Source organism: Vibrio tritonius, assembly GCF_001547935.1.
GTDB classification, from domain to species: domain Bacteria; phylum Pseudomonadota; class Gammaproteobacteria; order Enterobacterales; family Vibrionaceae; genus Vibrio; species Vibrio tritonius.
Map to the genome: position 1 here is coordinate 1620504 of NZ_AP014635.1, position 22932 is coordinate 1643435.

Below are 22932 nucleotides of genomic sequence, written 5' to 3' on the forward strand. Positions count from 1 at the left end.
TGCATTCGGCTTCAGTAGAAGGAGTGTGCTTATGCCACGTTTTGTCCGCTTTTTACAATGGGCATTTTTGATCGTTTTAGGGTGCTTTTTAACCTATGACTTTATTTTTAGAGGTGTGAGCTTATTTAGCGATAAATACGTGATGATCTCTTGCGTATTATTGCTCATGTTAGAGCTCGCACTTTGGGTAATTTATAAACTGATTAATGATGATGTTTAATCGCTTAAGCATCATCTCGAGGTTACTTGGGTATAACCCCATTTATTTTAAATAAGTCTCTGAATAGTATGAGAGGCTTATCGTTCATCTAATATTAATATTACTTAATGTAGTGTATTTCTTCCCCCGATAAAATAACGGATAAGCGACCTTCGCTTTGAAAGGGGAATATTTTGGTTGGTTAGGAGTGGTGTAAATGAAGTCGATTGGTCATGAAGTGACACAACTGATGCATCGGACAACGGATTCACATGTCCGTTTGGCGGTGACTGGGTTATCACGTGCGGGGAAAACCGCGTTTATCACGTCACTTGTCAATCAGCTATTAAACAGCGCGAGCCATGATAATTTACCACTACTTGCGTGTGCTCGTGATAAACGTTTAATCGGTGCTCGCCGAGTGCCGCAAACTAACCTAATGGTGCCACGTTTTGCTTACGATGAAGCGAGTGAAAAGCTCTATCAAAAGCCTGCAGAATGGCCTTTGCCCACCAAAGACGTCAGTGAAATAAGGTTAGCGATTCGTTATCGTCCAAAGCGCCGTACGAAACGTTTACTGGGCTCTTCGGCTACCTTGTATCTTGATATCATTGATTATCCTGGCGAATGGTTACTTGATTTGCCGCTATTGGATATGGATTTTAAACAATGGAGTCAGCAGCAGTTTCATGCCTTGCATGGTCAGCGTCAAGCGTTGGCGAAGGAGTGGCTTGATGAACTTAATGTGATTGACCTGCAACAAGAAGCCAATGAGCAAGTGTTAGCGGATGTGGCTGCGCAATACACTACCTACTTACATCGCTGTAAAGATGCGGGATTACACTGGGTTCAACCGGGTCGTTTTGTGCTGCCTGGCGAGTTGGCGGGGGCGCCCGTATTGCAGTTTTTCCCAGTACACCACGATTTTGATCCTGAGAAGGTTGTGCGCGGCAGTTTTCTCGATTTATTGATTGCTCGTTTTAAAGAGTATCAACAACAAGTGGTACGAAAGTTCTATCGTCATTATTTTTCTACGTTCGACCGGCAAATTGTGTTAGTCGATTGCTTATCACCTTTGAATGCAGGTTTCGACTCCTTTATGGATATGCGCAGTGCTATTGAGCAGTTAATGCACAGTTTTCGTTACGGTCGAACCGGACTATTGAGCCGCTTGTTCTCACCAAAAATTGATAAAGTACTTTTTGCCGCGACTAAAGCTGATCATGTCACGCCAGACCAACATGCCAATTTGGTGAGTTTGCTTCAGCAGATGGTCCATCCTGCTTGGCAACATGCAGCTTATGAGAATATTGAGATGAGTTGCATTAGCATGGCATCAGTGCGTGCAACGCAATCGGGTTTTATCGCGCAAGGCGACAGTAAACAGTCGGCGATTCAAGGGACCACCTTAGCCGGTGAAACTCTTACCCTTTACCCAGGAGACGTTCCGGCTAAATTGCCTGATCCCGATTATTGGCAACGCCATCAATTTGATTTTACTCAGTTCAAACCATTGACGACCGACAGTGATGATCCTTTGGCCCATATTCGCGTGGATAAGGCATTGGAAATCCTTTTAGGAGACAAACTGCGATGAGCGAATACAAAGGCAAAGCGATCTTCAAAGAACCGTTGCATACCGATACCCAACAACAACTCACCGCAAAGCAGGCGTTTCAGGATAATCAGCAATTTATCGCAGTCACTCCAGAAGAAGTGGCAGATGAACCTGAAGTCGAACTTGAAGAGGTGATTCGTCCTAAATCGGGACGTTTGTGGAAAGTGACCGCATTACTGACTGGTTTTACCGGCCTAGTTGCATTGCAAGCGGTCGATTCGGTCGTGACGTCCTTCAATCAAGGCGATTGGCTTTCGTTGGGATGGACAGGCTTTATTTCCTTAATAGCCGCAGGTGGTATTGGTGCTTTAGGTCGTGAAGTCATCAAGCTCAAGCGTTTAAAAAATCACTTTTCTGTGCAAGAACAAGCGGAAGTGATTATTAATGAAAATCGTGTGGGCGAAGGGGAAAGCTTTTGTCGTGCCATTGCTGCCGCTGGGCAAGTGAGTGAAAAAAGTGCAGGTTTTTCGCGTTGGCAAAATACCTTGAATTCGAGTCATTCAGATGCCGAAGTGATCGAACTTTATGATGCGATGGTGGTCGCTGAGCAAGACCAAAAAGCACTTTCTATTGTAACTCGTTACGCGACTGAAGCTGCTACACTGGTTGCCGTTAGCCCCTTGGCGATGGCTGATATGTTGTTGGTGGGCTGGCGAAGCCTGCGTATGGTTGACCAGCTTGCTCATCTCTATGGAGTTGAACTTGGCTACTGGTCGCGTCTTAAACTATTCAAAGCTGTGCTAATGAATATGGCAGCGGCAGGCGCAAGCGAGATGGTCATGGATGCAGGGATGGATCTTATGTCAATGGATCTAGCCGCGAAAGTATCTGCACGTGCAGGGCAGGGTATTGGGGTGGGTATTTTAACCGCTCGCTTAGGGATTAAATCAATGACGTTACTGCGTCCTTTACCTTGGGCTGAAAGTCGCCGTGTGAAGTTGGGTGAAGTTCGCAAACATATCTTGACTAAAATTGCAGCATTAAGCGTGAAATAGCTGACAAATTTGCGGTAAAAGTTAAGAGAAAGAAGAGATTACTTGACGCTGTCACGGGGTTGATAGAAACTACTGTCAACTTTTCGTGACACTTTTTATTAGGATAGAACGAAGTGCGTCTTGAAGTCATTTGTGAAGACCGGCTCGGCTTAACGCGCGAGCTATTAGATATTCTTGCCTCAAGAAACATTGATTTACGAGGTATCGAAATTGATGTGATTGGGATCATTTACCTCAACTGTCCTGATATCGATTTTGAGACATTCAGTGAGCTGATGGGGGAGATTCGCCGTATCTCAGGCGTTAAAGACGTGCGTAAAATTCAGTTTATGCCGATGGAACGTCATAACACTGAGCTTATTTCTCTGCTCAATAACCTACCAGATTCCGTGCTTGCCATTAACCTTAAAGGCGCGGTCGATATGGCAAACCAAAGCGCGTTGAGTTTGTTTAATCAAACATCGACCCAAATGATCGGTCAGCAGATTTCTAACTTAGTCCCATCGTTCAACTTTACCCGTTGGATTGAAGGTAGCAAGGCGCGTTCTCGCGATCAAATTGTGCTGGATGGTCTGGATTACACCCTCGAGGTGATGCCGGTTTACATTACTGGTGAGTCGAAAGAATCCACTCTCGCCAGTGCGATGATGATCATTCGTGCGTTTAAACCATCGACCTATCCGTTTGATGATGTTCCGCTGCATTCAAATTTAGGCTTTGAGCATTTCGTTGGGGTTTCTAATCGACATAAAACGTTAATTAACCAAGCGAAAAAGCTCTCCACGCTTGATCAACCTTTAATGATTGAAGGGGAAACGGGCACGGGTAAAGAGATGCTTGCACGCGCTTGTCATAACCGTTCTGATCGGAGTGATAATCCATTTTTGGTGTTGAGCTGTGCTTCGATGCCTGACGATGTTGCTGAAACTGAGTTGTTTGGCCACGCTCCCGGTTCATTCAATCATGAGTCTGGATCTAAAGGTATCTTTGAACAGGCGAATGGTGGCACTGTCTTCCTTGATGAAATAGGCGAGATGAGCCCGCACTTACAGATTAAGTTACTGCGCTTTTTGCAAGACGGTACTTTCCGCCGAGTGGGTGAAGAGCACGAAATGCATGTCGATGTTCGTGTGATTGCTTCAACGCGTCACCAGCTTGATGTGTTGGCCGAATCGGGACAGTTTCGGGAAGACCTTTATTACCGACTTAATGTGTTAACGCTGCGTATTCCACCATTACGTGAACGGCCGAGTGATATCCAGCCGTTACTGGAATTATTTGTAGCAAAACATAGCCATAAATTGGGTATGTCACGACCTCGCTTGGCAGATGATTTATTGGATCAGTTGGTTCAATACCAGTGGCCAGGTAATATGCGTCAGCTTGATAATATGGTGCTTAGAGCATTAACCGAAGTTCAAGATGAACCATTAAGCGTGAGTCAGTTCCACTTACCACAGATGGAACAAATCAATAGTGGTAATGCGAGCATAAAATTGGATGGCTCGTTAGATGAAATTATGAAAGATTATGAGTTTCAAGTGTTGGATCGACTCTATCAATCTTTTCCGTCTAGCCGAAAATTGGCGAAACGTCTTGATGTATCGCATACCTCGATTGCCAATAAATTGCGAGAATATGGAATCAGGAAACACTAATGGAGATAACCAGTACACCAACTCAAGTGTATGAGCGCGATGGAGAGATCGTTCTGCGCAGTGCAGACCTTGCTGATGCGGAGCTTATCTGCAGCTATTTTGTGGAAAATAGAGACTTTTTAAAACCGTGGGAACCTGCCCGCGATGAAGAGTTTTATACACACTATGGCTGGTATCAACGCTTAACCAAGTTACGCGAACTGCACAAAATGATGTTGGGGTATTATCTGCTTATTACTGAAGCGGAAAGTGGTAAAATGTTAGGTACTATTTCATTTAGTAATTTGGTGCGCTTCCCAATGCATTCTTGCACGGTAGGTTACTCGTTGGCCGAATCAGCACAGGGCAAAGGGGTGATGACAAAAGCACTAAAAATGGCTTGTGACTATATGTTTCGGATTCACAATATGCATCGGGTTTGCGCTTGTTATATGCCGCACAATGGGCGCAGTGAAGCGGTACTTCAGCGGTTAGGCTTTGAGTATGAAGGCATGGCTAAGTCCTACCTTTTGATCAATGGTGAATGGGCTGATCATAATATGACAGCACTTATCAATCCTAATTGGCGTGGTTAGAATAATAGATTAAGCAGCCGGTATCGGCTGACCTAGAGTTTAAAGGACACTTCATGTCGTATTTGCCTTTGGATCAATACCAAAGAAAGTGGATTTTCACACACCAATCAATGCCCGTTCCTCAAGAGGATTTGGAGCAAATAAAACCTATGTCTGCTCAGCGTGCTGCGCAGTTTTGGAAAGATCATGTCAGTGCACAAAGTCCTGATTCAGAGCGTCTAAGTTCCTCTGATTGGCCTCGTAAGAAGGAGGCTTGGCAAGACGAAGTGGACTGGATGGCTGAGTGGGAAAGTGATGATCCGGAAATGCCAGCGGCCGTGCTTGAACACGTAGAATGGCAAGATGACGTTACCGTGTACTTTTGTTATGAAAAATACAATGTGGTTGAAACTAAATGGCATATATTTAAACGCCATTGGAAGAACTTTTTGTTTTACGATGATGGGCCGATTCTGCTTGCCCGACGTCGCAAAGAAGCATTATGGTTCCACTCTGACGGTAAAGTAAAACTGGGCTCTCACGATTAGATACGCTCCAAATAACACGTTTTAGCTTTGTAAAAAGTCGCTGTCTATTGATAGCGACTTTTTTGTTACCCTCTGAATTATCGTTACCCTTTGAAAAAGCGCGATTAGTGGTTTTTTGCTCCAAAAAATAGCCAACCCTTTAGGTTGGCTATTTTCATTTAATTGAGGGCTTCACTCAGAGCATTATGATTGAGCGTCATACACTTCTTGGTCAAGTTCACCTTCGCTTTTGGCTACAAGAACAGCGACCATCATGTCACCACAAATGTTCACTGTTGTACGAGCCATATCCAAGATACGGTCGATGCCTGCCACGATAGCTAGACCTTCGATCGGAAGACCAACGGTACTTAACACTAATGACAACATGATAAGGCCAGCACCTGGAACGCCTGCTGTACCAATAGATGCAAGTGTTGCTGTCAAAATGATAGTGAGGTAATCCGCGGTTGAAAGGTCAACCCCGAAGGCTTGCGCAATAAAGAGTGCACACACCCCTTGATACAAGGCAGTGCCGTCCATGTTAATAGTGGCGCCTAGTGGCAATACGAAGCCTGATACACCTTCCGATACACCCATTTCTTGGCGTGATGCTTTAATCGTTGCTGGCAAAGTGCCTGAACTGCTTGATGTAGTAAATGCAACGGCTGCTGGGTTGGTGATGCCTTTCAGGTAGCGCATTGGATTTAAGCGACCAATAACAGTTAACACACCAGAATAGAATACGGTAATCAGAATCACAGCACCTAGATAAACGGCACCAATGACTTTAATTAAAGGCAGTAGTACGTCTAAACCATAAGTACCAGCAACCCAAGCCATCAAACCGAAAATACCGTATGGAGCAAATGCCATTACGATCTCAGTTAGCTTGTACATGGCTTCGGCTAAGCTATTAAACACTTTTACCGCTGGCGCCGCTTTTTCTTCGCCAATCAGAACAAGTGACACACCCAAACCGATTGCAAACACGATGATCTGCAGAATATTACCCGCTGCTAGGGCTTTAATCGGGTTTTGTGGAATCATGCTCAGCAGGGTTTGCACCAGTGCTGGCGCATCTTTTGAATCAACTGCGTGAGTTGCGGTCATATTTAACCCAGCGCCTGGTTGAATAACTGCAGATAACCCAAGACCAACCGCAATTGCGACAGCTGTTGTTAGCATATAAATCAGCAGAGCTTTACCACCAATACGTCCCATTTTGCGTGTATCTTTCATTGAGGTGATACCCACAACTAATGAACAGAATACAAGGGGAACGATCAACATTTTGATCGCATTAATAAACAGTGTGCCAATGGGTTTAAGCAGTGCGGCATCGGGTCCCATTACTGCACCGACGATGACACCAAGTACCATACCGATAAGAATTTTTTTCCATAATGCTAGGCGTGCCCAAGGTCCACGTTGGGTAGAAGAAGGGGTGTTGTCCATTTTTTAGTCCGTTAAAGTCAAAGTCATGAAATAATTAAGAGGCCGATTACACAATAAAAGCTTAGATACGTAAAGTATCGCAGAGGGTTATGCTGGCTCAGATAAAAATGGCAATGTGATATTGTGCTAATTTAGTTAAAAATAAATTAACTGTTTGTACGCATAAGAACGCAATAAAAAGTAATAAATATCAATCTATTAAGTTTTTTTTGATAAATATAAGTATTGTGCGATATTGTGAAATCGGTACCAAGAGTGGAGCCGATTACCAAAATTTAACCTTTTGATTGATTGAAAAAAATTACTGGTCAGAGCAGTGTTTAACAACCGTCAGTAAAGAAAATTTGATTATTTATGCAATTAATTGGCTATTTGGTGCCTGTCTATCACACGTAATTACTCGCGTTGAGTTACATCGGTGTCACGTTAGGCAATTTGAGAATAGTGGTGTTGAGTTAAATACCGTTCTACTTCTTGTAAATGTTGCTCACACTTTCCTTTTAGGAATTGATGTAAAGCACTGGTGGTTGGATTGAGTACTCGTCGATCGACGCACACCATATAAACGGGGCATTGCTCGGTTTCCCAATCAAGTAAGATAGGTTTTAGGCGCTCAGTTTTAATATCATTAGCGGTGTCCAAAATAGACTTATAGATCACCCCTTTGCCCAGTAATGCCCAGCGATGAACGGCATCACCATCATTAGCAGTAAAGTTGCCTTTGACGGAAACCGTTTGTGAATCACCATTGCGGATAAATGACCAGTGGTTGTCCATGGTATTGGTTAATTGAAAACAGAGGCTATTGTGTTCAAGTAGGTCATTCGGCTCGCGGATTGGTGGGCGTTTTTCTAGATAACTAGGTGCTGCACAGGCAATACGACGGTTGCGAGGGCAGAGCGGTAGAGCAACCAAGCGAGAATCTGGCGGAACACCGTAACGAATAGCAATATCTATTGGCTGATTGTAGAGGTTACTAACGCTGTCGGCGAGTTCCAAGTTAACCGTAATATTGGGGTAAATGTCTGAGAACTCATCTAGCCATCCAAGGAGCAGGTTGCGTCCAAAATCTGAAGGGGCCGACATAACGATATTGCCACCAATTTCGCCCTGAGCCTGGGAGATTTGGTCAATTCCCTCTTGAATGGATTTTAAGCCAACCGTTGCTTTATCAAGCAGCATTTCACCTTCACTAGTCAGGCGTAAACTTCGAGTAGAACGGATAAAAAGGGCCACATCAAGCTGTGTTTCAAGGCGTTTAATGGCAGCACTAATCGCGGCAGGGGTGACCTCTAATGCAAGAGCTGCGTTTGAAAAACTGCCGTGTTTGGCCGTTTCAACAAAAATATACAGGTCATTCAGCGCTTTCATAAGGTCATCTCGTTTGGGGCGGAGATGTGATCTCATCATATTGAAGCGTAAAAGAAAAGGGCGAATCACCAAATTGGTCATTCGCCCTAAACTGACATCTCGATTAAGATACACCCTTACGCGTACTGCGGTATCTATCTTAACCTAGTTGATGTCTAAATAACGGTACCTAATTATGCTCCAGTGTGATTCATCGGGCAGATGCTGATAAGCAGACCCTCTTTGCCAAGGATGGCAAAGAGGAGCCCCATGGATGGGTTTATGCGAGTCTGCGTTTAGCATTTGCCTAAATGACCTACATTTAGGAACAGTGATTTAGTCTAATCCTAAGTCAATAGACGATTAGCCTAAGAAGTTAAGCGTGCGCGGAGTGATGTATTCAACCCACTGATTTTCTTGAATGGATGTTAAGAAAGACTGAAAATGATCCGATTCCATATGCAAATCCAAAGAACGTTGTGAAATCCATATTTCTTGCAGGATAAACACATCGGAAACGGTTTTGTCACGATACAGTTCGAATTGGCAGCAACCTAACTCTTCGCGCGAGGGTTCGAGCAACCCACACAGTGCTTTTTCCAATTCATTTTCATAACCTTCGTTCGCCTTAATCTCGGCAAATACATGCACGGTCGCCATTAGATCTCCGTAATTACGTCTTCTTCAGCCCAACGAGCTTTTGGTAATTTCGCATTGAAATCTTGTTCACTGTGATAGCCAAGCGGCACGATAACCAAACTGGTGTAGCCTTTTTCACGTAGGCCTAATTCATTATCGAGTACTTTTGCATCGAAACCTTCAATTGGCACAGCATCAACACCCATGGTAGAAACACCAAGCAAGAGTGTACCAAGTGCAATATATACCTGCTTTTCCATCCAATGTTTTTCGTCTTTTAGATCGTAGCGGTGCATATTTGTGAAGAATGAACGACCGTTATGGCCACCTTGTTTTGCTTCTTCAGTTGCAAAGCGGCCCGCTTTATCTTCCAAATCCAGTACTTTCAGCAAGTAGTCGTTGTCGATATTGGTCTTGGCACACAGCACTAACACGTGAGAAGCATTAAGGATTTTTGCTTCATTAAATACGTAGTTTTCTGCTGCAGATTTAGCGATGGTTTGTTTGCCTTCTTCTGTGCTGGCCAGCACGAAGTGCCATGGCTGTGAATTTACACTTGAAGGGCTAAGACGTACTAGTTCTTTAATGGCTTGTACATGCTCGTCGCTCAAGCGTTTTGATGAATCGAAAGCTTTAGTTGAATAGCGCGCTTTAGCGTGTGCAGTGATATCCATGAATACATCCTTAGTGGTAGATTAGGCTCACACCTTACCTGAGGAATATCCATAGAAAAAGCGGTGTTATTAAAATCACTTTCAAATAATATTTGAAAAACGATCGGGGTGATTACCTCGTTTCAACGAGGTAATCATTTTTTACAACGATAAATGAGGCCTTTGATGATTGGAGAAGATGCAATAAGCAGTGCGCCTATGGTAAAGCAGAGCGTTATTGGTCTGTCCCATAAAAAGTTAAGCTCACCATCGGAAATCATCAATGCACGACGTAGGTTTTCTTCCATTAAGCCGCCCAAAATGAATCCTAATAGTAGGGGGGCTAATGGAAAATGAGCCCAGCGTAAAGCCAAAGCGATGATACTCATCGCAACCATGACGTAGATATCCATGGTATTAAACGACACCAAATAGACCCCAGTCATGGAGAAGAACAGTACCATAGGCAGTAATACGGTACGTGGCACCATAAGTATACGAGCAATGTAGGGAATGAGGGGTAAGTTAAGCACCAGCAAAAGCACATTACCCAAATACATAGAGATGATAACCGACCAGAATACCTCAGGGTGTTCATGGAACATCTGGGGACCTGGCTGAATGCCATACGCAATGAGCGCTCCAAGCATGATGGCAGTGGTGCCTGATCCCGGAATGCCTAAGGTCAGCAGTGGTACAAACGAACCACTTGAGGCGGCATTGTTTGCCGCTTCCGGCGCGACGAGTCCTCTAATCGACCCTTTGCCGAAAGCTTTTTGTTGTTCGTCGTTGGCTATGTGTCGCTCTAGCCCATAACTTAAAAATGCTGCTATGGTTGCCCCTGCGCCCGGCAATATGCCAACGATAAATCCTAATAAGGAAGAGCGAACGGCTACCGGAGCGACTTCGCGTATTTCTTCTCCGGTCACTTTGGTACTGGTGATATGTTGTATGTCGTTGTCGACTTGAACGGGGTGTTGGCTAGGCTGCATTAAACTTATCAGCGTTTCACACATCGCAAATGTCGCCATGGCCAATAATAAAAAGCTAAATCCATCCATTAAGTCATTGATACCAAATGTGAAGCGTTCAACACCGACACCTTTATCAATGCCAATAGTGGAGATCATTAAGCCGAAGATGGCCATCATCCACGCTTTTAATACTTGTCCTTTGCCAGCGAAAGCCGCTACCGCAGACAAACCCAGTAGCATTAAGGCAAAATAGTCGGCAGATTGAAAGCTAAGTGAAACCTTAGCTAGTGCAGGGGCGGCAATCAGTAACATGATTGCTGACAACGTGCCGCCAGTAAAAGAAGCATAAGCGGCGAGTGCTAATGCTTTCCCTGATTGTCCTTTGCACGTCATTGGGTAGCCGTCAAATGCGGTGACAACCGTAGAAGAACAGCCTGGTGCATTGATGAGAATTGATGAGGTCGATCCGCCAAATACAGCGCCATAGTACACACCAGCCATTAAGATGAGACCTGAGGAAGGATCAATGCCATAAGTGATTGGCAACATCAATGCGATGGCTGATATGGGGCCAAGCCCAGGTAACATACCGATAAAGGTACCCACAAAACAGCCTAGCGTAACCATCATTAGATTGATCGGAGTGGAAGCGGTGAGTAACCCTTGCAAAATACCGTCGAGCATCGTCTTACTCCTTCTTATGGCTGAAAGATCAAACCGGACTCAAGATAGACGCCCAGTCCGTGGGTCAATAGCCAGTAGAAGGCTGTGACAAAAGGGAACGAAGCTCCCCATAAAACGGTCGACCTCCGTTCACCCAATAAATAGAAACCAAACATCAAAAACAGGCTGGTGGCTAGGATAAAACCTAGATAGCTGAGGCCCCAACCATACAAAAGCATTAACATCACAAACCCAATAAGCCTTGGCCAATGAAGGCAAAATGGCGTGCTCAACTGTTGTTTATCTGAGCGTGAAAAAAGCAATAGCAAGGAGAGCATAATACCGGTGTAAGCGAGAAATTTAGGCACGGTACGCGCTGTGAAGGGTTCAAATTCGTCGCCGGGAATCATCATGATATTCTCTGTTTGCCAGCGATAGTAGAGACACAAAAGTAAAAACAGTAGAGCCGCGACTCGGTCACGATTAATGAAAGAAATAAAGTGCGGCGGTGAATCTGGCATAGTGTCTTTCCTTCTCGAAACAGACGAATGTCAGCGTTTTAAGGCCCACCATGAATTGAAACATGGTGGGAGTATTTGGTGATGGTTATCTGAAGATAGACCAGGGCGATTAACAACTTAGTGGTTAACGTAAGAACCCTAAATCTTGCATGAGTGCTCGCATTTCATCTTCTTGGCTATACAGAAACTGTTCGAAATCTTTTTTGGCTTTGAATGAATCTATCCAACCATTTCGATCGCGTACTTGTTGCCACTCTTGGGTTGCGTACATTGCTTTTAACATATCTACCCAGGCGTCAACTTGGCCACTATCAGCACCTGGTGCAGCAAAGAAACCTCGCCAGTTAGCGAAAACAAACTGGTTGCCAAATTCACTCAGTGTTGGGATGTTTGGCGCGACAGCAACTCTGTTTGGAGCAGTGATAGCAAGGATCCGTACTTGGCCGCTTTTCGCTAGCTGTACCACTTCACTAAAGCCTGTAGACAGCAATTGAGTTTCTCCAGAAAGCAGTGCAGCTAAAGCCTTGCCACCAGCATCGTAAGCGATATAGCGCACTTCTCTGGGGTCTTGTCCATGTCCTTTGAAGGCTGCCGCCGCCACAAGATGATCCATGCTACCGCGGGCCGAACCGCCGGAAACTTTGATAGAGCGAGAATTCTTTTTAAAAGCCTTAACTACGTCATTCCAAGTGCGATAGGGGCTATCAGCCGCCACCACAAATGCTCCAAAATCTGAGATCGTCGCTGCCACAGGGGTTAAGTCGCGAAATGATTGAGGAAATACGCCAGCTAGAGACCGCAACACAATCGGAGTGGAGTTCACCATTAACGTGTTTTCTTGACGTTCGGCAGTTTCGACTAAATGCGCGATAGCCTTTCCGCCTCCACCACCTGACAAGTTTTGAAACGAGACTTTTTCTGCTAATCCTGCGTTTAACAATACGTCGCCCGTGCCGCGAGCTGTCATATCCCAGCCCCCGCCGGCACCACCGGGTATGAGGAAGTGCACTGAGGCTACAGGTTGAGCGCTAATAGAAAACGAAACAGTAGTCAGCATTGATACCAGCAATAACGTTAATCGCTTCAACATTGGTCTTGTCCTATGTAGTTGAACAAAAAAAGCCAATTCACCTGTTGTAATCGTTGTTATCAACCTAGCGCGGTGTTTAAGAAGAGTTTAGGTTAAATAAATGTTAAGCCAAGAACCCTAAAGGATTATTTTTCATAAAATGTGGCGATTCACTTTCCATGATTAAATTGCCAAATCACTTGCGAGCTGTCGCCATTATCGACAATTGTCTAACCCATTTTACGCTATTAGATGACATATTGATGATTCTAAGAGAGTAAATGCCATTCTTTCAGTCGCTTAACCTTATGTTGGGTTTTGGGCTTATCGAAGCTCGCTAGACATTGGTCTAAATTGGCGTCAATTTTCTAGGCATATAGTTTAGAGGTGGCTAATGTAAAACTAATTTACGTTACCTTTGAGCCAATGATGTTATGGAAAACAAAACTTGGTCAGCCCGTGCAGGGTGCTCGTTACTTTCGTCAGCAAGGGATTGATGACTTTCACATCCCAGTTATCCAAACCAGCCGCAACGGGCCGAAAAAACGGCTGTTGTGTGACCAACTTTACCGTTTACTGCGCATGTATCAATCTCCACGTTATCGCAGTATACCCAACACTCTCTCGTCATCTGTATGGAGCCTATGACCATGGAATCAGCAGGACAGCGTTTTAGACAGGCAGTACAACAACATCAGCCATTACCTATTGTGGGAACCATTAATGCTTACACGGCGATGATGGCAGAACACGTTGGTCACCACGCGATCTATCTGTCTGGTGCGGGCGTGGCGAATGCCTCGTATGGCTTACCCGATTTAGCGATTACCACGTTAAATGATGTGTTGATTGATGTAGATCGTATTACCCAATCATGCCAACTGCCGTTATTGGTCGATATTGATACAGGGTTTGGTGGCGCTTTCAATATTGCACGAACCATTCGAGCACTTGAAAAGGCGGGCGCGGCAGCGGTGCATATTGAAGACCAAGTGGCACAAAAACGGTGCGGTCATCGCCCGAATAAGGCAATTGTGCCATCTAGTGAAATGGTGGACCGAATTAAAGCTGCCGTTGATGCACGACAAGATGACCAGTTTGTTATTATGGCACGTACTGATGCGTTAGCGAGTGAAGGGATGGATGCCGCCATTGAGCGTTGTATTGCCTATGTAGAGGCGGGGGCAGACATGTTGTTTCCCGAGGCATTTGTCGAGCTAAAACAGTATCAGCAACTTGAAGCGACACTGCACACCGAGTTGGGACGTAAAATTCCTATTCTCGCCAACATCACCGAATTTGGTCAGACACCTCTGTTCTCGCGCTCCGAGTTAGCAAGCGCACAAGTGTCGATGGCTCTTTATCCTTTGAGTGCTTTTCGTGCCATGAATCGAGCTGCCGAAACCGTTTATCAACATCTACTTGACCATGAGCATCAGCAAGCCTTGTTAGGTGCCATGCAAACTCGCACTGAGCTTTATCAGCATCTGGGTTATCACCAATATGAAGAGAAACTGGACGAACTCTTTTTACACTCGGATGCCAAGAAATCATAGGAGCAAAGACCCATGTCACAATCCAAATCTGTTGTTGATAAAACGCTTGGTGGAGCAGGGTTGCGTGGTCAAAGCGCGGGTTCAACCTCGCTTTGTACCGTTGGTAAATCGGGGACGGGCTTAACTTATCGTGGTTATGACATCTCCGATCTTGCCCAGTACGCCAGCTTTGAGGAAGTTGCACATTTACTCTTTAAAGGCCACCTGCCCAACAAACAAGAGTTGAACGCGTTCGAAGAACGATTACTCGAATTGCGTGGTTTACCTAACGCATTATGTGAGGTGCTGGAACGATTACCTGCCGATAGTCATCCGATGGATGTGATGCGCACTGGTTGCTCTGCGCTGGGTTGTTTGGAAACAGAGCAGAGTTTTGCTGAGCAAAATCGGGCGTTAGAGCGAATGCTTGCGACGTTTCCTGCCATGATTTGTTATTGGTTTCGCTATGTTCATCATGGTGTGCGAATTGATACCTTCGATCGGAGTGAGCGCACGCTGGGTGGTTATTTCTTAAAACTGTTAAAAGATGAAGCGCCAAGTGCAGAATTTCGCCAAGTGATGCATTGTTCGCTGATTCTCTACGCTGAACATGAGTTCAACGCATCGACGTTTGCCGCACGTGTGTGTGCGTCAACCTTATCGGACATTCACTCTTGTGTGGCCGCTGCCATTGGTACATTGCGCGGCCCGCTACATGGCGGAGCAAATGAAGCAGCCATGGCGATGCTCGCCCAATGGCGGACCCCGTCGGAAGCTGAATCCGGTTTACTCGCAATGTTAGCCGCCAAAGAAAAGATCATGGGCTTTGGTCACGCTATCTATCGTGAAAGTGACCCGCGTAACGTGATCATCAAGGAGTGGTCACGACAGCTCGCGCAGTCGGTCGGTGACGATGTCCTGTTTGCTGTTTCAGAACGAGTTGAGCAAGTGATGAAGCGCGAGAAAGGCCTGTTTTGTAACGCCGATTTTTTCCATGCCTCTGCTTACCATTTTATGGGGATTCCTACGGAATTGTTTACCCCCATCTTTGTCATGAGCCGTTTAACGGGTTGGGGCGCTCACGTTATGGAGCAAAGGGCCAATAACCGTATTATTCGACCAAGTGCAGACTATGAGGGGCCAGAAGCAAGGGAATGGCTGCCGATTGATCAACGGGGTTAGGGCTGTAAACAACAAGATTAGGCACCGTTAATTCAGCGCGTATTACATCGTAAAGTAAAGGAGTGGTTATGAGTCTCAACGTTGATGTGAATGAACGTCAAGCACCGGATCAATTATTGGTGGCGATTGCCGATTATGTGGCGAATGTACCTATAACGTCGCCGCTTGCCTTGCAAACCGCGCAACATTGTTTAATGGATACCTTGGGGTGTGGCTTATTGGCGCTGCGTTTCCCTGAATGTACCAAACATTTGGGACCCTTGGTGCCTGGCACTCAAGTGTTACATGGCGCTCGAGTTCCCGGAACCGCTTATGAACTGGACCCGGTTACGGCGGCTTTCAATATTGGTTGTATGATTCGTTGGCTTGATTTTAATGATACGTGGTTAGCCGCTGAGTGGGGGCACCCCTCAGATAATTTAGGTGCCATTTTGGCGGTTGCTGATTATCAAAGTCGAACTGCGGTTGCTAACGGTAAGGCGCCTCTCACCATGCAAGATGTGCTGGTGGCAATGATAAAAGCCCATGAAATACAGGGGGTTTTAGCAATAAACAACAGTTTTAACCGAGTCGGGCTAGACCATGTATTGTTGGTTCGTGTGGCATCAACAGCTGTTGTGACTCACATGCTTGGTGGTTCTCGAGATCAGATTGTGGATGCGTTATCTCAAGCGTGGGCCGACGGTGGAGCACTGCGTACCTACCGTCATGCACCCAACGCCGGCTCGCGAAAATCTTGGGCTGCTGGGGATGCAACATCACGGGCGGTACGACTGGCCATGATCACCATGAAAGGTGAAATGGGCATACCTACGGTATTGAGTGCGCCCAAATGGGGCTATTACGATGTGTTATTTAAAGGGCATGCATTTTCTGTTGACCGGCCGTTTGCAAGTTATGTTATGGAAAATGTGTTGTTTAAGCTCTCCTATCCAGCGGAATTTCATGCTCAGACAGCAGTGGAATGTGCGGTTAAACTTCACCCCTTGGTCAAAGATCGCATAGATGAGATTGATCGTATTGAAGTCACAACGCATGAGTCCGCCATTCGAATTATTTCCAAAGTGGGCGAGTTAGCCAACCCTGCTGATCGAGATCACTGCTTGCAATACATGATTGCGGTGCCTTTGTTGTATGGCGATCTGGTGGCTGAACATTATGAAGATGATTTCCATCAGCAAGATGCCCGAATTGATGCGTTACGCCAAAAAATGGTGATTACAGAAGACAAAGGTTACAGCCAAGACTATTTAGCTCCAGAAAAACGGTCGATAGCCAATGCCATAAAAGTGGTCTTTAGCGATGGTAGTGCTACTGAAAAAGTCGCCGTTGAATACCCTATCGGCCATCGCGCTCGCCGTGCAGAGGGAATTCCGGTGTTGTTGAGTAAGTTTGAACGCAATTTGCGTACGCGCTACCCAGCACGCCGCGCGAATTCCTTACTTGCTCTTTGTCAGTCACCCCAGTTTGGAGTACTAGCAGTTCATGAATTCATGCACCAGTGGGCGATGAACTAGGCGGACATAAGTCAAAAAGCGATATCAAATCATAAAGAGGAATGGAGGCAACCATGTTCACTTATGAGCGAGAATTTATCCGAGCGCAAGCGGACTCTGCCGGATTTTGGCTGGAGCAAGCATCGAAAATTGATTGGTTTCATCCACCGACCATAGCCATGCAACCCGATAGTTTGGGAATTGAACGCTGGTTTAGTGATGGGGTTATGAACACCTGTTGGTTAGCTTTGGATTACCACTGTGAGCAAGGGCGAGGAGAACATACCGCCCTTATTTACGACTCACCATTTACTTCTACTAAGCAAACATTCACTTATCTGCAGTTAAGAGATCATGTCGCGCGAGTGGCGGGTATGCTCGCCAATTTGGGCGTTAAAAAGGGTGATCGTGTGATCATTTATATGCCCATGGTGCCAGAGGCCGCCATGGCCATGTTGGCTTGTGCTCGGCTCGGGGCTATTCATTCTGTGGTGTTTGGTGGGTTTGCGCCCAACGAACTGGCGATTCGTATCGAGGATGCGGAGCCTAAAGTGATTCTCACTGCGTCATGTGGGTTGGAGATCAATAAAATCATCAATTACAAACCACTCGTGGATCGAGCCATCTTAGAAAGTCGGCATAAGCCAAATAAAGTAGTGGTACTGCAGCGTAAAGAACAACCATGTGATATCCACCCGCAGCGCGATGTTGATTGGCATCATGCCATCGCTAAAGCACTGCCACACGCCTGTGTGCCAGTGCTCGCAACCGATCCGCTTTATATCCTTTATACATCAGGCACCACCGGCAAACCCAAAGGGGTGGTGCGTGACAATGGTGGACATGCAGTGGCACTCAAATATTCCATGACGGCGGTGTACAACCAACCGCGAGATGGGGTGTTTTGGGCTGCGTCGGATGTGGGATGGGTTGTAGGGCATTCCTATATCGTCTACGCACCACTGATTCATGGTTGTACGACCTTGCTGTATGAAGGTAAACCGGTAAAAACACCCGATCCAGGCGCTTTTTGGCGCGTATGTGCAGAACACAAAGTCAATGTGCTGTTTTCCGCTCCCACAGCGTTTCGTGCGATTAAAAAAGAAGACCCAGAGGGAAATTACGTTCAACCTTATGATTTGTCGGCACTTGACACCATATTTATGGCGGGCGAACGGCTCGATCCTGCGACCTATGATTGGGTGCGAGATGTCACCCATAAGCGGGTAGTGGATCACTGGTGGCAGACCGAAACGGGGTGGGCGATTGCTTCTAATCCACTCGGTATTGAAGAACTGCCCACTAAACCTGGGTCTGCAACGCAACCTATGCCGGGGTTTCATGTTGAAATACTCGATGAGCAAGGAAAGTCGGTCACGAGCTATGTTCAAGGATATGTTGCGTTAAAACGACCGTTGCCTCCTGGCTGTTTACCGACTATTTGGGGAGATCACGAAAGGTTTGAGAGCGGATATTTAAACCCGTTCCCTGGCTATTATGTGTCTGGTGATGGTGGGTACCGTGATGAACAAGGCTATTTGTTTATCATGGGGCGCATGGACGATGTGATAAACGTGGCAGGTCATCGTTTATCGACCGGGGAAATGGAAGCGATTTTAGGTGAGCACAGCGCTGTTGCCGAATGTGCGGTGGTAGGCGTTCATGATGAGTTAAAAGGTCAGTTGCCGCTGGGTTTAGTGGTGCTGAAGGATGGCATGAATATGGACGATGAACTTTTGGAGCAAGAGTTGGTTGCGCGAGTTCGTGGTTCGATAGGCGCTTTAGCGTGTTTTAAACACGCCATTGTGGTTAAACGCCTACCTAAGACGCGTTCGGGGAAAATACTGCGTCGTTCAATAAGACAAATCGCCGATGGTGAAGAGGTTGTTATTCCTTCTACGATTGATGACCCAACAAGTTTGGATGAACTGATAGCTCAGTTGGGGAGTTATGCCGACATACCCAAATGACGAGAAGATGCAGAAGTCAGCGTTTCATCAACGAGTACAGATCAAGTTCTATTCTACTCTCATGACAGTGTTATAAAAGTGACGCTGTCACTATTTGGTTTTATGCACACCGTTCAATATTTGATTTAAATATCGTCAAACCAATGTCTAAACTTGGCAGCTAGCGCATAGAATTGCCTAATAATAGGATGTTTTTTCGTTGAGTATCTTATAAAATCTTTACTCATTATAAGTATTGAGCGTCACCACACATCATGTCGCAAATCGATTTTAAAAGTGCTCAAGCGCAACATTTAGAACAGTTAAATGATCTGATGTTTGCTCTTCATGATGAGCATCACCACGCGTGCCCTGAGCATTTTAAAACAGCCGAGGAGATTGAACAGGAAAAAAGCATCGCTCGTTATTTGGACGATCCTACATGCTTAGTGTATGTCGCTTTAGTTAACAGTAATGTGGTTGGTTTTGCGACCGGACATTTTTGTGAGCTTGTTTCAACGGTGAGCAAACCTGTGTTGATGGGCAGTATTGATGAGTTATATGTGGTACCTGAATACCGAAGTAAAGGGGTCGCCAGCACACTGTGTGCTCGTTTGGAAAAGACAATGCGAGAATATGGAGTGACACAGCTGTTTGTTGAAGTATGGGATTTTAATACTGGCGCACAAGATTTTTATCAGGATATGGGCTTTACGCAACATATTCATTGGTTAAGAAAGTCAATTAAATAATTGGCTTATAAGTAGGTAACTATACGTGTTTCAGCGTTTGTTCTTTGTTTTTTTTAGTCTAATGCTCTGGTGTAGCATGACGGCAGTGCAAGCTGGTGAAGTGGCGCCTTCCAGTGAAGCACGTCCCGGTGCGCTCTGTTTAATTCGTGCCGATGATAAATTGGTGATAACAAAAGAGATCATTACTCAAAAGCTCTCTTTACCCGGTGGCGTTATTGAAGCGGGTGAAACGGCCCCTCAGGCAGCGCAACGCGAAACTTGGGAAGAGACTGGCATGGTCGTAGAGGTCGGTCAGATATTAGGTTACACCGATACTGCGGTGGTTTTTGATTGTATTGGGCAATCTGACCTCTTAGTTTATGCTCCCGATAACCATTTGGGCGGGCACACTTTACCTATTTGGGTAGCGCCACATTATGGAATTGAAACCTCTGGAGCGATGTTGATTGCTCCAGAACGAGTTGATAGCTCGCAATATCGCTTCCCTAAACAATGGTCACAGATTACCTCCTTTTTCCATCAGGCAAGCTCACAACCAACACGAACAGTGACAGATTTGATGCAGATCGCCCCGTGGACCAACCAAGTTGAATTGCATTGGATGGCGACAGTACAAACTTGGATAACAGCCTTACCCGATTGGTTGGGTAAGTTGACAAGTGGCATACTGTTAATGGGGAATACATTTGCCAGTCCGATCGTGGCGATGATTATCTTCCCCTTTTTGTTTGTTTGGTTGAGTAGACAAGTGGCACTCAAACTGTTTTTCAGTATGGCGTTTACTTCTATTGTGTGTTTGCTACTGCAACAAGCTCTTGCCAGTCCAAGACCTTATGTATATTTGCCTACCTTACAAAAAATCACGGATTACGGTTACAGTCTACCGAGTGTGCTCACTGCGATTTTAACCTGTGCAGGGTTCCTTTTATGGCAAGAGCGTGATCGTATTGAGTGGCCACATTGGTTAAGTGTGTTGTTAGGTATCACAGCGTGGCAGTTCTTAGCGCAGTTTTATGCTGGAAACGCGTTTCTCACCGATATGTGGTTAGGCGGCATTTTAGGTATGATTGTGGCGTGGAACATTTATCAACTAGAACAGCGTACAGAATTTGATTTTAACCGTTTACTCAATGGCTACCCTTTATGGCTGGGGCTGTTTGGGATTGATGTGGTACTCACTTTTATGTGGCCAACGCCCGAGTTTCGCGCGTGGTCGGCAGTATTGTTTGCCGTGAGCGTTGGTATGTGGTTAGCAAAAGATCATCACCGTGAATTCACAATACGTTACGCTGCGATCGTTGCAATAGCAATGGTTGTCGGCTACCAACTCATGGTGGGGTTAAGTAGCTTGGTAACGTCGAGTGGTTCATGGTCTTTGCTGACTTACATTCTTAAATACCTAGTGGTTGCTACTATTTTTATGACCGGTTATTTTGGAATTGAAGTGAGCAAATTAACGAGTAGGTTACAGCGGATAACAACAAAAAAAATCGATGCGTAAGCATCGATTTTTTCTTCCACAGATAACGGATCTTTTACTCAACAGTTTTCTTCAGTTGATCGACCACTGAGCCAATGTCCATCGGTCTCGAATGTAAATAACCCTGTTGATAGCCCACATCTAATTTTTTTAAATACTCTGACTGAGCTTGGGTTTCTACACCTTCAGCAATCATATCCACATCAAGGCGATGTCCTAAGTCAATAATGGAATTGAGCACCGGCGTACTTCCTGAATCGATTCCTATCGTATCAATAAAACATTTATCTATTTTTAAATAATCGAACTCAATATTTTGCAATACAGATAGCGCTGTTCGGCCAATACCAAAATCATCAATTGCAATATGTACTTTGGCTTGGCGTAATTCTGAAAGAACTTTTTGTCCTTGCTGTTCCAGTAACTGACGTTCCGTAATTTCTGCCACTAGCTGAATACCTAATGTGGCAAACTTAGAGGCGAACTCTTTTAAGTTAGTAATATTATCTGAGTGCTCAAGATAGCTTGGTGGCAAGTTAATGCTTAAATGCAGAGATGTCTGCACGGGCATGTTTTTCCAATCTTCCCACGCTTGTTCTAGAACATATTCCGTTAAGCGCGTAATAATGCCACTTTTTTCTGCGACTTTGACAAAGTGCTCTGGGCTGATAAAACCATGCTTCGGGTTAAACCAGCGTATTAGTGATTCATAGCCATGAAGCGTACCATCGTCACTTGCTACGATGGGTTGATAAACTAAAAACAGTTCATGTCGGCGTAGGCCACGTTTGAGCTCTTCTACCAGATCATGGCGATGGCGCATCCATAAAAATCCCAGTAGTGCCATGCTCGACAATACCAAAGAAAGCAACAGTGCACTGAACAGGTATAAGGTCAGGTTTTGACCGACAAACCGCCAACTAGGGGTAAGAGTTAAGGTGTAGCCGTAGTGATGTGAGGCGTAAACAACTGTGTAACGTGATTCGGTTACTTTTGCATCAATGGGAAGGGTGCGATCATGAATAGTAAGTAGCACTGCATTAAGACGATCATCAGTATGAAACGGCAGCTTTTCCAGCAGATACTCACTGCTTACGAGGGTTAAGATCCCAATGTCGGGATTATCAAGTTTGGCATCTTCAATTAGTAACGTTGTAATCTCTGGTGCGGAAATTAGATCCACCAATAACTCAATGGTACGCATCTGACCATTGTGAAGACGACTTTTGATGTTTTTTTCCATAATCCCGCGTTTGGATGAGCAAACGATCTCTCCATTTTTTACGTAAAAGAGTTCGCGAATTGTGGAGTCAAATAAAAACTGTTGATGTAATTCGTCACAATTAATTGGGTATGCCAACAACGATTGATTGGTTTTATGTATATTTTCTATGAATGTATCAATGTTGTTCACACGTTGCTGTGCGATGCCAATAAGCTGATTTTGGATGCTACTCACCGACTCAAGGTAACCAAGTAACAGCAAAAAAGGAATTGGTAAAAGATAAAGCATAAGCAACCGCTTGACTATTAAGTGTCTAACGGTAGGTTTTTTTATTAGCATTAGAATCCATTCGTCTCATCTGTGAAACTAATTTGTCGGATTGCAGTATAAGCGAGACATGATGCATAACCAAGGGTTTGAATATGTTTTTAGTTA

21 protein-coding genes are annotated in these 22932 nt (G+C 45.1%); 13 read left to right on the forward strand and 8 right to left on the reverse strand.

Going from position 1 to position 22932, the window contains the following annotated elements; genetic code table 11:
- Nucleotides 1-31: 31 nt before the first annotated feature.
- The 6 genes from JCM16456_RS07295 to JCM16456_RS07320 all read left to right on the forward strand — a co-directional run bounded on the left by JCM16456_RS07295 (nt 32) and on the right by JCM16456_RS07320 (nt 5572).
- Complete coding sequence (locus tag JCM16456_RS07295) at nt 32-220, forward strand: hypothetical protein (RefSeq protein ID WP_068713584.1); 189 nt, start codon at nt 32-34, stop codon at nt 218-220.
- A 196-nt stretch (nt 221-416) separates the two neighbouring features.
- Nucleotides 417-1796 carry a YcjX family GTP-binding protein gene (locus JCM16456_RS07300; RefSeq protein ID WP_068713585.1) on the forward strand — a complete coding sequence of 460 codons (1380 nt, stop codon included), beginning with the start codon at nt 417-419 and terminating at the stop codon, nt 1794-1796.
- A complete protein-coding gene (locus JCM16456_RS07305) occupies nt 1793-2812 on the forward strand; it encodes a YcjF family protein (RefSeq protein ID WP_068713586.1) in 1020 nt (339 codons plus the stop codon). Before JCM16456_RS07300 ends, JCM16456_RS07305 begins: the two co-directional genes overlap by 4 nt.
- A 113-nt stretch (nt 2813-2925) precedes the next feature.
- Nucleotides 2926-4470 (forward strand): transcriptional regulator TyrR, encoded by a 1545-nt coding sequence (gene tyrR, locus JCM16456_RS07310; RefSeq protein WP_068713587.1) that lies wholly within the window; start codon nt 2926-2928, stop codon nt 4468-4470.
- Nucleotides 4470-5045, forward strand: coding sequence for a ribosomal protein S5-alanine N-acetyltransferase (gene rimJ / locus JCM16456_RS07315; RefSeq protein ID WP_068713588.1), 576 nt, complete (start codon nt 4470-4472; stop codon nt 5043-5045). The genes tyrR and rimJ overlap by 1 nt, the downstream gene beginning before the upstream one ends.
- Nucleotides 5046-5098: 53 nt before the next feature.
- The gene (locus JCM16456_RS07320; protein WP_068713589.1) at nt 5099-5572 is read left to right on the forward strand and encodes a DUF2947 domain-containing protein; all 474 of its coding nucleotides are present in this window, start codon (nt 5099-5101) and stop codon (nt 5570-5572) included.
- A 183-nt stretch (nt 5573-5755) separates the two neighbouring features.
- Here the strand turns inward: JCM16456_RS07320 and JCM16456_RS07325 are convergent, their stop codons facing one another.
- From JCM16456_RS07325 to JCM16456_RS07355, 7 genes are all read right to left on the reverse strand, one after another.
- Nucleotides 5756-7009 carry a dicarboxylate/amino acid:cation symporter gene (locus JCM16456_RS07325; RefSeq protein WP_068713590.1) on the reverse strand — a complete coding sequence of 418 codons (1254 nt, stop codon included), beginning with the start codon at nt 7007-7009 and terminating at the stop codon, nt 5756-5758.
- Nucleotides 7010-7435: 426 nt separating this feature from the next.
- Nucleotides 7436-8380, reverse strand: a complete 945-nt coding sequence (locus tag JCM16456_RS07330) for a LysR family transcriptional regulator (protein WP_068713591.1) — start codon at nt 8378-8380, stop codon at nt 7436-7438.
- Nucleotides 8381-8722: 342 nt separating this feature from the next.
- On the reverse strand, nt 8723-9019 hold the full coding sequence (locus JCM16456_RS07335) for a putative quinol monooxygenase (protein ID WP_068713592.1): 297 nt from the start codon (nt 9017-9019) through the stop codon (nt 8723-8725).
- Nucleotides 9019-9672, reverse strand: a complete 654-nt coding sequence (gene nfsB, locus JCM16456_RS07340) for an oxygen-insensitive NAD(P)H nitroreductase (RefSeq protein WP_068713593.1) — start codon at nt 9670-9672, stop codon at nt 9019-9021. The genes JCM16456_RS07335 and nfsB overlap by 1 nt, the downstream gene beginning before the upstream one ends.
- Nucleotides 9673-9806: 134 nt before the next feature.
- The gene (locus JCM16456_RS07345; RefSeq protein ID WP_068713594.1) at nt 9807-11309 is read right to left on the reverse strand and encodes a tripartite tricarboxylate transporter permease; all 1503 of its coding nucleotides are present in this window, start codon (nt 11307-11309) and stop codon (nt 9807-9809) included.
- 14 nt (nt 11310-11323) lie between these two features.
- Nucleotides 11324-11809 carry a tripartite tricarboxylate transporter TctB family protein gene (locus tag JCM16456_RS07350; RefSeq protein WP_068713595.1) on the reverse strand — a complete coding sequence of 162 codons (486 nt, stop codon included), beginning with the start codon at nt 11807-11809 and terminating at the stop codon, nt 11324-11326.
- 124 nt (nt 11810-11933) lie between these two features.
- Nucleotides 11934-12899, reverse strand: coding sequence for a tripartite tricarboxylate transporter substrate binding protein (locus JCM16456_RS07355; RefSeq protein WP_068713596.1), 966 nt, complete (start codon nt 12897-12899; stop codon nt 11934-11936).
- A 366-nt stretch (nt 12900-13265) separates the two neighbouring features.
- On the opposite strand from JCM16456_RS07355, the gene JCM16456_RS24445 reads away from it, so the two are divergent.
- From JCM16456_RS24445 to JCM16456_RS07390, 7 genes are all read left to right on the forward strand, one after another.
- Nucleotides 13266-13526, forward strand: a complete 261-nt coding sequence (locus tag JCM16456_RS24445) for a hypothetical protein (protein ID WP_156430472.1) — start codon at nt 13266-13268, stop codon at nt 13524-13526.
- Nucleotides 13523-14434: a methylisocitrate lyase gene (gene prpB, locus JCM16456_RS07365; RefSeq protein WP_068713598.1), complete on the forward strand. Its 912-nt coding sequence runs from the start codon at nt 13523-13525 to the stop codon at nt 14432-14434. The genes JCM16456_RS24445 and prpB overlap by 4 nt, the downstream gene beginning before the upstream one ends.
- A 12-nt stretch (nt 14435-14446) precedes the next feature.
- Nucleotides 14447-15595, forward strand: coding sequence for a bifunctional 2-methylcitrate synthase/citrate synthase (gene prpC, locus JCM16456_RS07370; protein ID WP_068713599.1), 1149 nt, complete (start codon nt 14447-14449; stop codon nt 15593-15595).
- 68 nt (nt 15596-15663) lie between these two features.
- Nucleotides 15664-17112, forward strand: a complete 1449-nt coding sequence (locus JCM16456_RS07375; protein WP_068713600.1) for a bifunctional 2-methylcitrate dehydratase/aconitate hydratase — start codon at nt 15664-15666, stop codon at nt 17110-17112.
- Between the two features lie 53 nt (nt 17113-17165).
- Entirely contained in the window at nt 17166-19061 is a 1896-nt protein-coding gene (locus tag JCM16456_RS07380; protein ID WP_068713601.1) for a propionyl-CoA synthetase, read from the forward strand.
- Between the two features lie 254 nt (nt 19062-19315).
- On the forward strand, nt 19316-19792 hold the full coding sequence (locus JCM16456_RS07385; RefSeq protein ID WP_068713602.1) for a GNAT family N-acetyltransferase: 477 nt from the start codon (nt 19316-19318) through the stop codon (nt 19790-19792).
- 76 nt (nt 19793-19868) lie between these two features.
- The gene (locus JCM16456_RS07390; RefSeq protein WP_068713603.1) at nt 19869-21293 is read left to right on the forward strand and encodes a bifunctional NUDIX hydrolase/phosphatase PAP2 family protein; all 1425 of its coding nucleotides are present in this window, start codon (nt 19869-19871) and stop codon (nt 21291-21293) included.
- A gap of 34 nt (nt 21294-21327) precedes the next feature.
- On the opposite strand, the gene JCM16456_RS07395 is transcribed toward JCM16456_RS07390, so the two are convergent.
- Nucleotides 21328-22785, reverse strand: a complete 1458-nt coding sequence (locus JCM16456_RS07395; RefSeq protein WP_068713604.1) for an EAL domain-containing protein — start codon at nt 22783-22785, stop codon at nt 21328-21330.
- Nucleotides 22786-22932: the final 147 nt, after the last annotated feature.